The sequence below is a fragment of the Nocardia sp. NPDC024068 genome (genome assembly GCF_040638875.1).
GTDB lineage: Bacteria > Actinomycetota > Actinomycetes > Mycobacteriales > Mycobacteriaceae > Nocardia.
This window is the reverse complement of record NZ_JBEZYU010000052.1, coordinates 25,148-37,929: the sequence shown is the minus strand read 5'-3', so window position 1 is coordinate 37,929 and position 12,782 is coordinate 25,148. Positions and strand designations below refer to the sequence as shown.

At 70.7% G+C, this 12,782-nt stretch carries 11 protein-coding genes; 6 read left to right on the top strand and 5 right to left on the bottom strand.

Annotated features, from left to right (window positions below):
• Positions 1–164: 164 nt before the first annotated feature.
• The gene (locus tag AB0F41_RS26250) at positions 165–1,343 is read left to right on the top strand and encodes a GuaB3 family IMP dehydrogenase-related protein (RefSeq protein WP_357428244.1); all 1,179 of its coding nucleotides are present in this window, start codon (positions 165–167) and stop codon (positions 1,341–1,343) included.
• Positions 1,344–1,418: 75 nt separating this feature from the next.
• Positions 1,419–2,996, top strand: a complete 1,578-nt coding sequence (gene guaA, locus AB0F41_RS26245; protein WP_357428243.1) for a glutamine-hydrolyzing GMP synthase — start codon at positions 1,419–1,421, stop codon at positions 2,994–2,996.
• A gap of 64 nt (positions 2,997–3,060) precedes the next feature.
• Here the strand turns inward: guaA and AB0F41_RS26240 are convergent, their stop codons facing one another.
• Positions 3,061–3,318 (bottom strand): hypothetical protein, encoded by a 258-nt coding sequence (locus tag AB0F41_RS26240; RefSeq protein WP_357428241.1) that lies wholly within the window; start codon positions 3,316–3,318, stop codon positions 3,061–3,063.
• Positions 3,311–4,900: a PspC domain-containing protein gene (locus AB0F41_RS26235; protein WP_357428239.1), complete on the bottom strand. Its 1,590-nt coding sequence runs from the start codon at positions 4,898–4,900 to the stop codon at positions 3,311–3,313. The genes AB0F41_RS26240 and AB0F41_RS26235 overlap by 8 nt, the downstream gene beginning before the upstream one ends.
• A gap of 157 nt (positions 4,901–5,057) precedes the next feature.
• Between AB0F41_RS26235 and AB0F41_RS26230 the strand changes: the two genes are divergently transcribed.
• The gene (locus AB0F41_RS26230; RefSeq protein WP_357428237.1) at positions 5,058–6,482 is read left to right on the top strand and encodes a PspC domain-containing protein; all 1,425 of its coding nucleotides are present in this window, start codon (positions 5,058–5,060) and stop codon (positions 6,480–6,482) included.
• A 650-nt stretch (positions 6,483–7,132) separates the two neighbouring features.
• On the top strand, positions 7,133–7,768 hold the full coding sequence (locus tag AB0F41_RS26225; RefSeq protein ID WP_357428254.1) for a response regulator transcription factor: 636 nt from the start codon (positions 7,133–7,135) through the stop codon (positions 7,766–7,768).
• Between the two features lie 12 nt (positions 7,769–7,780).
• On the opposite strand, the gene AB0F41_RS26220 is transcribed toward AB0F41_RS26225, so the two are convergent.
• A complete protein-coding gene (locus AB0F41_RS26220) occupies positions 7,781–8,935 on the bottom strand; it encodes a methyltransferase (protein WP_357428235.1) in 1,155 nt (384 codons plus the stop codon).
• 166 nt (positions 8,936–9,101) lie between these two features.
• Between AB0F41_RS26220 and AB0F41_RS26215 the strand changes: the two genes are divergently transcribed.
• Together AB0F41_RS26215 and AB0F41_RS26210 are read left to right on the top strand one after the other, a co-directional pair.
• On the top strand, positions 9,102–9,725 hold the full coding sequence (locus tag AB0F41_RS26215) for a hypothetical protein (protein ID WP_357428233.1): 624 nt from the start codon (positions 9,102–9,104) through the stop codon (positions 9,723–9,725).
• A 147-nt stretch (positions 9,726–9,872) separates the two neighbouring features.
• A complete protein-coding gene (locus AB0F41_RS26210; protein WP_357428231.1) occupies positions 9,873–10,403 on the top strand; it encodes a hypothetical protein in 531 nt (176 codons plus the stop codon).
• Positions 10,404–10,418: 15 nt separating this feature from the next.
• Here the strand turns inward: AB0F41_RS26210 and AB0F41_RS26205 are convergent, their stop codons facing one another.
• The gene (locus tag AB0F41_RS26205; RefSeq protein WP_357428229.1) at positions 10,419–11,987 is read right to left on the bottom strand and encodes a DNA polymerase Y family protein; all 1,569 of its coding nucleotides are present in this window, start codon (positions 11,985–11,987) and stop codon (positions 10,419–10,421) included.
• Entirely contained in the window at positions 11,977–12,672 is a 696-nt protein-coding gene (locus tag AB0F41_RS26200) for a hypothetical protein (protein WP_357428252.1), read from the bottom strand. The genes AB0F41_RS26205 and AB0F41_RS26200 overlap by 11 nt, the downstream gene beginning before the upstream one ends.
• Positions 12,673–12,782 lie beyond the last annotated feature (110 nt).

The following is a 12,782-nucleotide window of genomic DNA, read 5'->3' as shown; positions in this document are numbered from 1 at the left end:
CTCTGCTGGTATCTTCTGCGAGGCCCACAAAGGGTTCGGCCCGCGTCTGCTGTCAGCCCTCGAAGCCAAGCGGCGCAGCCGCCAGTCTCGAGGGCTGACAGCAGACGCTCAAGAAGCCGAACCCCGCGCGGCGAAGCCGCGCCAATAAACACAGGAGTTATTTCGTGCGCGATTTGGTCGAGATCGGGATGGGTAGGACGGCTCGCCGGACCTACGAACTGGACGATGTCGATATCGTTCCCTCGCGCCGTACCCGGTCGGCGAGCCAGGTGTCGCTGGCCTGGCAGCTCGACGCCTACCGTTTCGATATCCCGTTCCTCACCCATCCCACCGATGCCCTGGTCTCCCCGGAGTTCGCCATCGAGATGGGCCGGCGCGGTGGGCTCGGCGTCATCAACGGTGAAGGACTGTGGGCGCGGCACGCCGATGTCTCGGCCAAGATCGATCAGCTGCTCGAACTCGCCGACAAGGGCAGTTACCAGCGCGCGGTGGCTTTTCTGCAGGAACTGCACGCCGCGCCCATGCAACCGGATCTGCTCGCCGCGGCGGTCGCCCAGGTGCGCGCCGCCGGCGTCACCGTCGCCGTGCGGGTGAGCCCGCAGAACGCGCAGGCGCTCACTCCCGGCCTGGTGCAGGCCGGGATCGACCTGCTGGTGGTGCAGGGCACCATCATCTCCGCCGAGCACGTGGGCGCGGGTGAACCGCTGAACCTCAAAACGTTCATCGCCGAACTCGATGTGCCGGTCGTCGCGGGCGGGGTCAGCGATCACCGTACGGCTCTGCACCTGATGCGCACGGGTGCGGCCGGGGTGATCGTCGGCTACGGCTCCCAGTCCGGGGCCACCACCACCGGTGAGGTGCTGGGTATCGGGGTGCCGATGGCGACCGCGATCGCCGACGCCGCGGCGGCCCGGCGTGACTATCTCGACGAGACCGGTGGCCGATACGTGCACGTGATCGCCGACGGCGATATCAACTCCTCCGGCCATCTGGCCAAGGCGATCGCCTGCGGGGCCGACGCCGCCATGCTCGGCGCCCCGCTGGCCCTCTCCGCCGAGGCCCCGGGCCGCGGCTGGTACTGGCCCTCGGCCGCCGCGCACCCCTCGGTACCGCGCGGTTCACTGCTGTCCCTGGACCAGCCCTGGGATCTGGCCGACGAGCTGGGCCTGAACCCGGCCCCCGCGGCGACGGTCCGGCCGAGCCTCGAACAGGTCCTCACCGGCCCCTCCGACGATCCCTTCGGATCACTCAACCTGGTGGGCGGCCTGCGGCGGTCGATGGCCAAGGCCGGCTACTCCGACCTCAAGGAATTCCAGAAGGTGGGCCTGAGCGTCCGCGCTTGAGTCCATGGGTCGGCGCACCCACCCCGACGGGTTCAGTGGGCAGGTCGGAGGCCTGATTCGGGGCTTACTAGACTCATGCGGGTGACGCACTCCCAGAGACCCGTTCTTGTCGTCGACTTCGGTGCGCAGTATGCGCAGTTGATCGCCCGCCGGGTCCGGGAGGCGAGCGTTTACTCCGAGGTGGTCCCGCATACCGCGACCGTGGCCGAGATCGCGGATAAGAAGCCGTTGGCGGTGATCCTGTCCGGCGGCCCGGCCAGCGTGTACGCGGAGGGGGCGCCGGCGCTGGATCCCCGCTTGTTCGAGCTCGATGTCCCGGTTTTCGGTATCTGTTACGGGTTCCAGGCGATGGCGCAGGCGCTCGGCGGCACGGTGACCAATACCGGCACCCGCGAATACGGCCGGACCGAACTGGACATCGACGGCGGTCTGCTGCACGAGGGTTTGCCGCGGCTGCAGCCGGTATGGATGAGCCACGGGGACGCGGTGACCGATGCGCCCGAGGGGTTCGAGGTCACCGGTACCACCGTGGGGGCGCCGGTCGCGGCTTTCGAGAACCGCGCGCGCCGGCTGGCGGGTGTGCAGTACCACCCCGAGGTGCTGCATTCCCCGCACGGACAGCAGGTGCTGAGCCGGTTCCTGCACGAGATGGCCGGTATCGCGCCGGAGTGGACACCCGCCAATATCGCCGAAGCGATGGTGGAGCGGGTCCGTGAGCAGATCGGGGACGCGCACGCGATCTGCGCTCTCTCCGGCGGGGTGGACAGCGCGGTGGCGGGCGCATTGGTGCAGCGTGCTATCGGCGACAAGCTCACCTGCGTATTCGTCGATCACGGGCTGCTGCGGGCGGGGGAACGCGAACAGGTGCAGCGGGATTTCGTGGCCGCCACCGGTGCCCGTCTGGTGACGGTGGACGCCGTGGACAAGTTCCTCGGGGAACTGAAGGGCGTCACCGATCCGGAGGAGAAGCGCAAGATCATCGGCCGGGAGTTCATCAGGTCGTTCGAGGACGCGGTGGGCGAGGTGGTCGGCGAGCAGACCGCCGGGGAATCCGCACCGGCGGTGGAATTCCTGGTCCAGGGCACGCTGTATCCGGATGTGGTGGAATCCGGCGGTGGTACCGGGACCGCGAACATCAAATCGCACCACAATGTGGGCGGTCTGCCCGATGATCTCGAGTTCGAGCTGGTCGAACCGTTGCGGTTGCTGTTCAAGGACGAGGTTCGCGCGGTCGGCCGTGAACTCGGGCTGCCGGAGGAGATCGTGGCCCGCCAGCCGTTCCCGGGCCCGGGTCTGGCGATCCGGATCATCGGCGAGGTCACCGAGGACCGGTTGGGTACGTTGCGGCAGGCCGATGCGATCGCGCGGGAGGAACTCACCGCGGCCGGGCTGGACGGGCAGATCTGGCAGTGCCCGGTGGTGTTGCTCGCGGATGTACGCAGTGTGGGGGTGCAGGGCGACGGCCGTACCTACGGCCATCCGATCGTGCTGCGGCCCGTCTCCAGTGAGGACGCGATGACCGCCGACTGGACCCGGCTGCCCTACGAGGTGCTGGAACGGATCTCGACCCGGATCACCAACGAGGTCGCCGAGGTCAATCGGGTGGTGCTGGATGTGACGAGCAAACCGCCGGGCACCATCGAGTGGGAATGAGCTGACAGCGATCCGGCCGGGCCCCAGCGGGTCCGGCCGGATCGCCAGTGGTCGTTCAGGGGGATCAGCGGCGCTTTCTGGGCGAGATCACCAGCGCCAGGCCGGCCACGATCGCGCCCGCCACGAGGATCCAGCCCATCGGGATCATCGACGCGAATCCCCAGTTGCCCGGTCCCGTCAGCGCCCACACACCGGCGAGGAGCGCGAGCAGGCCGGTGATGAGCAGTCCGGGGGAGAACCGCCCCCGGCTCCCGTTCCCGCCGCCCCCGGGCATTGCTCCGGCCTGTGCCCCCGGTTCCCCGCTCGTCTGCTGATCAGCCACGACGCACCTCCGCATTTCCCATCCGGACCTGCACGTTCAAGTTCAGCACCGGTGCGTCGCCGCCGGGGCCGGTGAGCCCATCGGGGCAGGTCGCGTCGCCCATCCGGACCGTGCATTCGGTGCGTACGTTCATGTTCTCGGGTACCAGGACCACCGCCTCACCCATCTGCACTTCGATATCCACGGTCCGGTTCCCGGTCAACTCGACGCCGCGCAGGTCGAGAGTGCCCGATCCCATGGTGACGGCGTATTCCGGTTTCACCTCCGCGGCCGACGCCGGAGCCCAGGTGCGGTCACCCATGGTGGGGTTCCCGAAATCGACCGGGCCGATCACCGCCGCCAGTACCACGAACGCCGCCAGCGGCGCGGTGACGACCAGAAGCCCGTGACCTCGCCGCCGGAACGATCCGATCACCAGCCCCAGGCCGATCACCACCAGGGCGACGGCGGCTATCCGGCCGGGCGTCATCCACTCCGCACCGGCGATCCGTGCCGCGCCCGCGATCGCGGCCGCCAGAATGGCCAGTCCGAGGACCACCGGTGTGAAGCGGGAACGCGGCCGTTTGTCCACGGTGGTCGTGACGGCACGGGTGGGCGCGGGTTCGGGCAGATCCCAGGCGAGCGGCGCGACACCCAGCGGATCCCAGGAGGGTGGGGTGCGGTGGATGGGATGCGGGGCGCCGGCCTTGCCTCTATCGATCGGCGCGTCGCCCTCCGGTTTCCCGGGCGCCGACCCGGTGGTGCCCGTGGTCTCCGCTCGCCGCGTGCTACCGGAGCCGGTGGGCGGCGGCGGGACGGCAGCGGGACCGGCGTCCCGGGTTTCCTCGGACGTCGCTGCCGGGCGGTCCGTTTGTCCGGTACCGGTTTTGCTCAGCTCGACGGTTCCGCCGGACGAGGTTCCGGTGGGCGCGGTTCCGGTGGTCGACCGGGCGTCGGGTGCGGTCGAGCCCGGTGCCGGGTTCGCCGGAGCCGCGTCCGTGCCGCCCGGCGGCCGGTCCGGGGTGTACCGGTCCGGAAGCCGGGTGTAGGGGGTGTAGAGGCCACTGTCGTACGGGTACGGTTCCGCGCCGCCCTGCGGGAACACGGCACCGGGGTAGCCGGTGGTCCCCGGACCGGCGAGCGGTTCGGGCGCCGCGTGGCCCGGGGGCAGCGGCGGCGGGACCGGGGCCCGCAGATAGAGCATCCACCAGGCGGCCAGCATGAGTGCCAGCGAGATGACGCCCGATCCGCCGAGACCGATTCCCACCGGGCCCATGGTGCTCACGGCGATGGCCAGGGCCACGATCAGCACGATCGTCTTGGTCTGGCCGGGTGAACTCGGACCTCTCCGGGTGAGCGATTCCGCCATCGAGGCGCGGTCGCCCGGCTCGGGGAACAGCAGCCACCCCACCAGGTACAGAACGATCCCGGCGCCGCCGAAGATGGTGGAGACGACGAACGCCACCCGCACCAGGACCGGGTCGATCCCGTATCGGTGCCCGAAACCGGCCGCGACTCCGGCGATCGGCCCGTGGCGGGGCAGCCGGGTCGGCCGTGTCTGCCACATCTGCTGGAGCTGATCCCCGAAGCTCGTTTTCGTCATGAATCCATGGTCCGCTCGTGGTGGCCCGGCACACATCGGGGGGAACCCTGAAGTTGCTCCGGAAAAGTTCCCTACCACCGTCGATAACGGCGGGCGACCCTGATATCAGGGTGTTTCCCGATGGTCGGCGGGGTGCGCGCGTGCCAGTATCGAGGGTATGTGCCCGTTCGGACCTGCCTTCTACGCGCGGGGGGCCGCCGCCGGGGCGGACCCCGGCACCGCGGCGCCGCTGGTCCGTCGTTCCGGCGGCCGGATCGTGGGCGGGGTGGCCGGCGGTCTGGCCGATCACCTCGGTATCGACGTGCTCAAGGTCCGGATGGCATTCGTGCTGCTGTCGGCGCTGGCAGGCGCCGGGATCGTGGCCTACGGCCTGCTCTGGATCTTCACACCGGGCGGGGCGGACGACGCCCGGCCGTCGGGCGCCGAACGCCGGCAGGCAATCGGTCTCGCCCTGCTCGGACTCGGTCTTTCGGTGGCCGTGTCGTGGGCGTTCAGCGGTACGGCGGCCCGAGTGGTCGCGCCGCTGGTGGTGATCGCGGTCGGCGCGGCCCTGGTGTGGCGCGAGTACGACGCGGACGGTCCCCGGTCGCTGGTGGGTCTGCCCGCGAAACCGTCCGTCGTCACCTGGTCGCGCATCATCGCCGGTGTCACCCTCGTGGTGGCAGGGCTGACCGTGGTGGTGCTGTCGCAGGTGGACTGGGGTTCGCTGGGGTCGGCGCTACTGGCGGTCGCGGCCACCCTGATCGGGGTGGGTCTGCTGACGGTGCCGCTGGGTCTGCGGCTGATGCATTCACTCAACGCCGAGCGGGCTGCCCGCATCCGCAACGAGGAGCGTGAGGAAATCGCGTCCCACCTCCATGATTCCGTGCTTCAGACGCTTGCGCTGATTCAACGCCAGGCCGGCGATTCGCAGGAGGTACTGCGTCTGGCCCGCAGTCAGGAACGCGAACTGCGGCGGTGGCTGTTCGCCGATTCCGGTCCCGCCGAATCCAGCCTGGCCGCCGCGCTGCGCACCATCGCCGGCGAGGTCGAAGACCAGCACGGGGTGAAGGTCACGCCCGTCACGGTCGGTGATGTCGCCATGGACGGCGAGGAGTCCGGTTCCGGCCTGCCACGGGAACATTTCACCGCGGTTCTCGGGGCCACCCGGGAAGCCCTGGTGAACGCCGCCAAACACGCCGGGGTCACCGATATCGATCTGTTCGCCGAAGCCGAACCGCATCAGGTTGCCGTATTCGTCCGCGACCGCGGCACCGGCTTCGACCCCGACGCGGTCCCCGAGGACCGGCACGGCCTGGCCCGTTCCATCCGCGCCCGGGTGGAGCGTCGCGGCGGCACGGTCGAGATCGTCTCGGCCCCCGCCCGCGGTACCGAAGTCCGCATCGTCATGCCGCGCAACGACTCCGGCGACCCCGCCGCGAAGGGCGCGGAAACCGGGGAACCCACCGAGACCGATCGCGAACACGCAGTCCCACGCTCATCCGACGCCCGACCCGAACCGGTCACAGTGACCCCACCGGAATTCGCCACCGGCCCCACCCCCGGTCCCGGCCCCGCCGGCACCCGCGCCGGGCGCCGGTGAGAATCGGCCCGAAAGCCGCGGCCCCCGGTACCAGCGAAACTTCCGCGGCCTCACCTCACCGCGGCACCCTCGGCACAGGCGACGCGAAGTATGTCCAACCGTCGCACGCCTTCAGCGCCGCGGCCCACGCCGATCGCAATACCGCTTCGCGCCGCAGCGCTGTGGCAAGGCGTGCCGTCGCTCCCCGATGCAGCATCCTGACCAGGCGTTATCCCGACGATGTCAACCCACCCTCGCAGCCTCTGGACGCGGGATCACAGACTGCGGTGCGCGAGTTCCATCGCGCCTTCGGCGAGCGTGAGTACCCCGGCCCTCGCCCCGCCTCTCGCCCAGTGCGCACCGGAACTACCCCCGCCCGATGCGCAACGGGAACCACCCCCTCCCGCCGCGCAACGGAACCACCCACCCCCGCCACCCCATCCCCACCCACCCCCGCCACCCCATCCCCCCTCACCCCCCACAGCGCCGAGCCCGACGAGGCCCACAATGGGTTGCGGCCCGCGTCGCCTTTCCGCCCTCGAAGCGCACGTGGCGAAGCCACAAGTCTCGAGGGCGGAAAGGCGACGCCCAGGGGGCCGCAACCCCGCGTCGCCGAAGGCGGCGCCAAAATTACAGCCGAAGGCGGCGCCAAAATTACAGAAAGGGTGCGTGTGCGGGTTTTTCTCGTCGATGATCACGCGGTGTTCCGGTCCGGTGTGCGGGCCGAGCTGGGCCGGGAGCCCGATATGGAGGTGGTGGGGGAGGCCGGCGGTGTGGCCGAGGCGGTTGCCGGGATCAATGCCGCCAAACCCGATGTGGTGCTGCTCGATGTGCATATGCCCGATGGTGGCGGCGTCGCCGTGTTGCACGGAATCGACAGTGGGCCGGTATGTCTGGCGCTGAGTGTGTCCGATGCCGCCGAGGATGTCATCGCGGTGATCCGGGCCGGTGCGCGCGGGTATGTCACCAAAACTATTTCCGGTGCCGAACTGGCCGACGGTATCCGGCGGGTGGCCGGGGGCGATGCCGTGTTCAGTCCGCGGCTGGCGGGTTTCGTACTGGATTCGTTCACCGGGCGGTCCCCGGTGCCGGAGCCGCCGCTGGATCCCGAGCTGGATTCCCTGACCCCGCGGGAGCTGGAGGTGCTGCGGCTGCTGGCCCGCGGTTACACCTATCGCGAGATCGCCGAGAAGCTGTTCATCTCGGTGAAGACAGTGGAGACGCATGCCTCGAATGTGCTGCGTAAAACCCAGCAGTCGAACCGGAACGCGCTCACCCGCTGGGCGCATCGGCGGCGGATCGATTGATCCGCGACCGGTCTAACGGATGGGATCGTGCAGGCCGCGTACGGATCGGGTGACCGTGAATTTCCGGTTGCGGCCCATGACCTCGGTGCGACCCACCATCCGCTGGACGACCGTGCGGTGATTGAGATGGTTGTTGTACACGGTCCACAGTTCGCCCCCCGGTCGCAGTACCCGGCCGGTCTGAGCGAACATCTTGATGGCCGAGCCGGTGTGCACGGCGGCGCCGACATGGAACGGCGGATTGCAGACGACCAGGTCGGCGCTGTTGTCGGAGGCGCCGGACATGGCGTCGTCACGGATCACCCGGACCCGATCGGCGACGTGGTTGGCGGCCGCGGTGGCGGTCGCCGAGGCCACCGCCGCCGCGGATTGGTCGGTGCCGACGACGGCGAGGCCCGGGCGGGATCGGGCGAGGGCGACGGCCAGTATTCCGGTGCCGCAACCCAGATCGACGGCGTCGCGGGCGTCGGGTTTCATGGCGCGCAGGTGTTCGAGCAGGAACCGGGTGCCGATATCCAGGCGCGTCCCGGAGAAGGCGGCGCCGTGGGCGACCACGTCGATATCGAGTTCGCCGATATGCTCGCGCAGCGGGAACCGCGGTTCCCCCATCGGTTTCGGGCACCGGACCAGCAGGGCGCGGGATTTCTGGCGGCCCCGGCTGGCCCGGACCTCGGAAAATGATTCGCCCAGCACGTCGTTCATCGCCTTGGTCAGGTATTTGTCCCGGCCGCCCGCGAATACCCGGACCTCCGGATCCGCGTAACGGGCGATGGCCTCGGCGATTTCGGCGAGGCCGGCGAGTACGCGCGGTAACCGCAGCAGGACCACTGTCGCACCGGTCAGCAGGTTCGCGCCGAGCGGGTACGCGGTGTAGCGGTCGGTGAGACCGAGTCCGCGGGCATTGGCGGCCAGGGCGAGTTCGCCGGTCAGCAGATCCTGATGGACCCGGATACCGGTCAGATCGTGTGCGGTGGCAGCGCCGAGAGTGAGCGCGCCGTACCCGTCCCCGATCACCACGACCCTCCCGCCGCCGATGGCCGCTTCGGTCAGCGCGTCGGCGGCGACGTCGAGTAAGAGGCGGTCGGCGGCGTCGGCGGCATAGAGGTTCGTGGCCTCCACATCCGGATAGCGGCGCAACCTTTCGAATAGGTCCTCCACGTCTCGCACGGGACAAGTGTGCTAGATCGTTGCCGCGCGGTGTAGACCGCCCCGGTGGATACCGATCCGGGCGAGGGTGTTCACGGCCGCCGCCGGCCGGTCGCGGGCCGCCGGGGCACACCGTGCGAGTGGGCGTTACCGCAGGACAGCGGCCACTGCGGTTAGCATCGGGCTCATGCGTACCGGGCGTGTTCTGGTGGTGGCCGTGATGCTGGGGTGTCTCGCGGGGTGTGCCGATTCCGGGTCCACACCACCGGTTAGCTCCCCGGAGGCGGCTCCGGCCCTGCCCAGTTCGGAGGCGGATATCCCGGGTTTGCCCGTGCCGCCGTTCCCGTTGCCCGGGCAGCCTGCCCCGGCGCCGGACGATACGGTGCCCAAACAGGCGGAGGCCTCGCCCGGCGCCAAACTGACCGTCAGCGATGTCCGGCTGAGCCGGCATCCCGGGTTCGACCGGGTGGAGTACTACCTGGGCGGACAGGGGACTCCGGGGTTCAGCGTGTGGTACACGGGACGGGCTGTCCAGGACGGCAGCGGGCGCGAACTCCAGGTGGCGGGTGATTCCGTACTGGAGGTGCGGATCACCGGATCGGGGTACCCGTTCGATACGGGGGTGGCGCCCTACGCCGGGCCGGACCCGGCCACCGATCCCGCGGTGCCGGGCGTCGCGGGGGTGTATCGGACCACGGTGTTCGAGGGGATCACCCAGTCGTTCGTCGGGGTCGCCGGTGACGAGCCGGGCTTCACCGTGGTGGCGGAGCCGATGCCGAATCGCCTGGTCATCGATATCGCGACCGGGTAGCGCGGATCTCGGTTGATCATCAATCGGAGGCTGGCGGGCCGAAATCGGACCCGACCCAGTACGGTTGACAACACCGGTGGCTCAGATGTCCGGCGCGCCGGGGCGAAAATACGGGGTTCGTGGGCATCCGAGGGGAGTTGCCGACCGATGCGACGATTCGAACGAGCCAGTCTCGCCGCCGCGGTGACCGCACTGGTCGCCGGTGGCTTCCTGGCGGCCTGCTCGAACACCGTGACCGGTACCGCGGAGGTGAACCGGTCCGAGTTGCAGCTGTACACCTCGGAGGTCCAATCCTCGTCGGCCGCCGCCTCGTCGTCGCGTGCCGCCGCCGCGTCCGCGGCCGCCACCGATGTCTGCGAGGCGCTCCGGGACAACAACAATCCCGCGGTGGACGCCTTCAACGCCTATATCGATGCCAGCGATAGCAAGGCACCGGATCTGGAGCCCAAGAAGCAGGCCGCGATGACCGCGCTCCGCAACACCGCCGACATGATCGACGGGGAACTGAATCCCGACGTCCCCAATGACGTGTCCACCCCGATGCGCACCTATCGCGACAATCTGCGGTCGCTGGCGGATCTGCTGGAACGCAATGCCTCGGTCGATGAGGTCAACGGCCAGATCGACACCTTCAACGCGGACAAGGACGCGGCCTTCGACTCCTGCGATGGTTACTGACCGGGCGGTGCCCGCTCATTCGTAGAGTCCCTCCACGCACCACCGGTCGTCCCGGGCGAGCAGCAGCAGGCTGTGCGGTCCGGGTAGTTCCACCTGGGCGCGGGCGGCGGGCGCGGTCCCGGGCGACCACCACAGTTCGTCGAGCGGCCAGGGGCCTGCCCAGGCGGTGAGCCGCCAGCTCGACCGCCCCCAGCGCAACCGGGCGGGCGGTCCGCTGAACAGCCCACGGTCGGTGACCCGGACGGGAGCGCCTTCCGCGGTTTCCAGGGTTACGGGCGGGCGGTTGAGCATGATCACCGCGGGCGCCGGTTCGGGGATCCGCCCGGGCCAGGGCGGGGCCGGATCGGTCTCCGGGGCGGGCTCGTCGCCGAAGGTGACCATGGTCACCCGCTCGGCGGGCCCGCGTCCGCCACTGAGCACCCCCACCTGCACCGCGTCGCCGCCGAGCAGTCCCTGCACCCGGACCAGCGCGCGTAGTGCGCGTTCGTCTCCCGTACCGGTATCGCCCCACAGACCCAGCTGTAGTGCGGCGGCGGGCACCACTTCCACCGGGATCAGGTGCAGCAGGGTGACCGGTGCGGTGGGCCGGCCGGTGGGACGGGTGAGCCAGCCGTCGAGCTGCCAGCGCACGCGGTCGGCCACCCCGTCGGCGGTCAGCGGTTCGGCGCACCGCCACACTCGTGACAGCTGTTCGCCGGTCGCGGTTTCGGCGCGGATCTCGAGCCGGGTGCAGGCCGCGGCGGCCGCGGACAGTCCGGCGGTCAGCCGGGTGGCCAGCAGTCGTCCGGCGAAAGCGGCGGCGTCGACCCGGTCGATCGGCGGATCGCAGGGCAACCGGACCTCCAGGTCCGGGGGGAGCTGCCGGGGAGCCGGGGGACGTTCCGGTAACGCGCGCGCCCGGCGATGGGCGAGTATCGCGTCGCTGCCGAAGCGGGAGGCGACCTGAGCGGAGGTCAACGTGGCGAAATCACCGATCCGGCGGAGGCCGAGCCGATGCAGCAGATCCAGCAGGGCCGCCCGTTCCCGCTCCGCGGGGCCCGGTTCGGCGGCCAGTTCGCCGATCGGCAGTGGCGCCAGGAATCGCGCGTCCCCGCCGGGCGCCACGATCGTGCCGTGCCGGGCGGCGATGATCGCGGTCGGCAGTTCGTCGGCGATACCGATCCGCGCCTCCACCCCGGCGGCGGCAGCGGCGGCCAGTATCCGCCGGGCCGCCGCCTCCGCCGATCCGAAATACCGGATTACTCCGCGCGCGGGGAGTGCGAGCAACCCGGGCCGCAGCACCTCCACCCCGGACGCGAGATCGTCGACCGCCGCGGCCACCGGTTCGAACAGCCGGGCGTCACGGTCCTGGTCGGGTGGTGCGACGAACAGTTCCGGGCAGCGGCCCTGCGCTTCGCGTTTCCGCATACCACGCCGTACTCCCGCGTCCCGGGCGGTGGCCGAACAGGTGACCACCCGGTTCGCGTGCAGTACCGCTACCGGCCGGTCCGCCGGGAGCCCCGCCCCGGCCGCCGCCGCGACCGCGGGCCAGTCCGGGCACCACACCGCCAGGGCCCGGCGCGACGAGGATCGATCAGGAGGCAACCGAGCGCTCCCGTTCTGTGGTTTCCGGTGCGCCGGTGATGTCGGTGGTATCGGCGAGCGCGATCCATTCGACCCGGCCGCCCAGCGGCCGTGCGGCCAGCCGGCCGCGGCTCGGTGCGCCGGTCCCGGTGCGGACCTCGATATCGAGGCTGATCGACCGGATCCGCCCGCTGCCCGTCCCGAGTCCGGTGTAACCGGCCACCCGGCTTTCCAGCCGCAGGTCCGGGGCGGGCCAGGAGCCGTCGGTGACGAGCAGGGTGGCGCCCTTTCCGCGGGCCCGCGCGGCCAGTACCCGGGCGCGGGAGGGGGGTACCGCGGCGCCGCCGAGGCCGAGCACCACCAGTTCCATCCCATCGAGCAACACCGCGGCCACCTCCGCCGGATCGTGTCCGGCATCGGCGACCACGGCGAGACGGTCCAGTCGCGCGCCCATCTCGGCGGCGGCGAGCAAACCGAGCCGGGGCAGACCCACCGCGGCCGCGTGCCCGCCCGGCCCGGTGACCGCGGCGAGCAGACCGGCCAGCAGCGATCCGGCGCCGGTATAGGCCACCACCGTGCCTTTGACCAGGCCGTGGTCGGGGAGCAGGGGGGCGAGGGCCGGGGGTACGGGCAGTATTTCGCGCCGGACCGATGTCGCCGGTGCGACCGGGACGGAGGTCGCGTGGCCGGTCCGGGGTACGGCCACCGGCGGGCGCGCGCAGCCGGGGCCGCCCGCGGTGCGTGCCCGCCGCAGTTCGGCCAGCTCCCGCAGTTGTGCGCCGCTGGCCTTCGGGGGTCGTGCCGCCACAGTTCTCA

Excerpts from the sequence above, each read along its gene's own strand:
- guaA (WP_357428243.1), top strand. The coding sequence starts at position 1,419 with ATGCGGGTGACGCACTCCCAGAGACCCGTTCTTGTCGTCGACTTCGGT.
- AB0F41_RS26235 (WP_357428239.1), bottom strand. The coding sequence starts at position 4,900 with ATGACGAAAACGAGCTTCGGGGATCAGCTCCAGCAGATGTGGCAGACA.
- AB0F41_RS26230 (WP_357428237.1), top strand. The coding sequence starts at position 5,058 with ATGTGCCCGTTCGGACCTGCCTTCTACGCGCGGGGGGCCGCCGCCGGG.
- AB0F41_RS26215 (WP_357428233.1), top strand. The coding sequence starts at position 9,102 with ATGCGTACCGGGCGTGTTCTGGTGGTGGCCGTGATGCTGGGGTGTCTC.
- AB0F41_RS26210 (WP_357428231.1), top strand. The coding sequence starts at position 9,873 with ATGCGACGATTCGAACGAGCCAGTCTCGCCGCCGCGGTGACCGCACTG.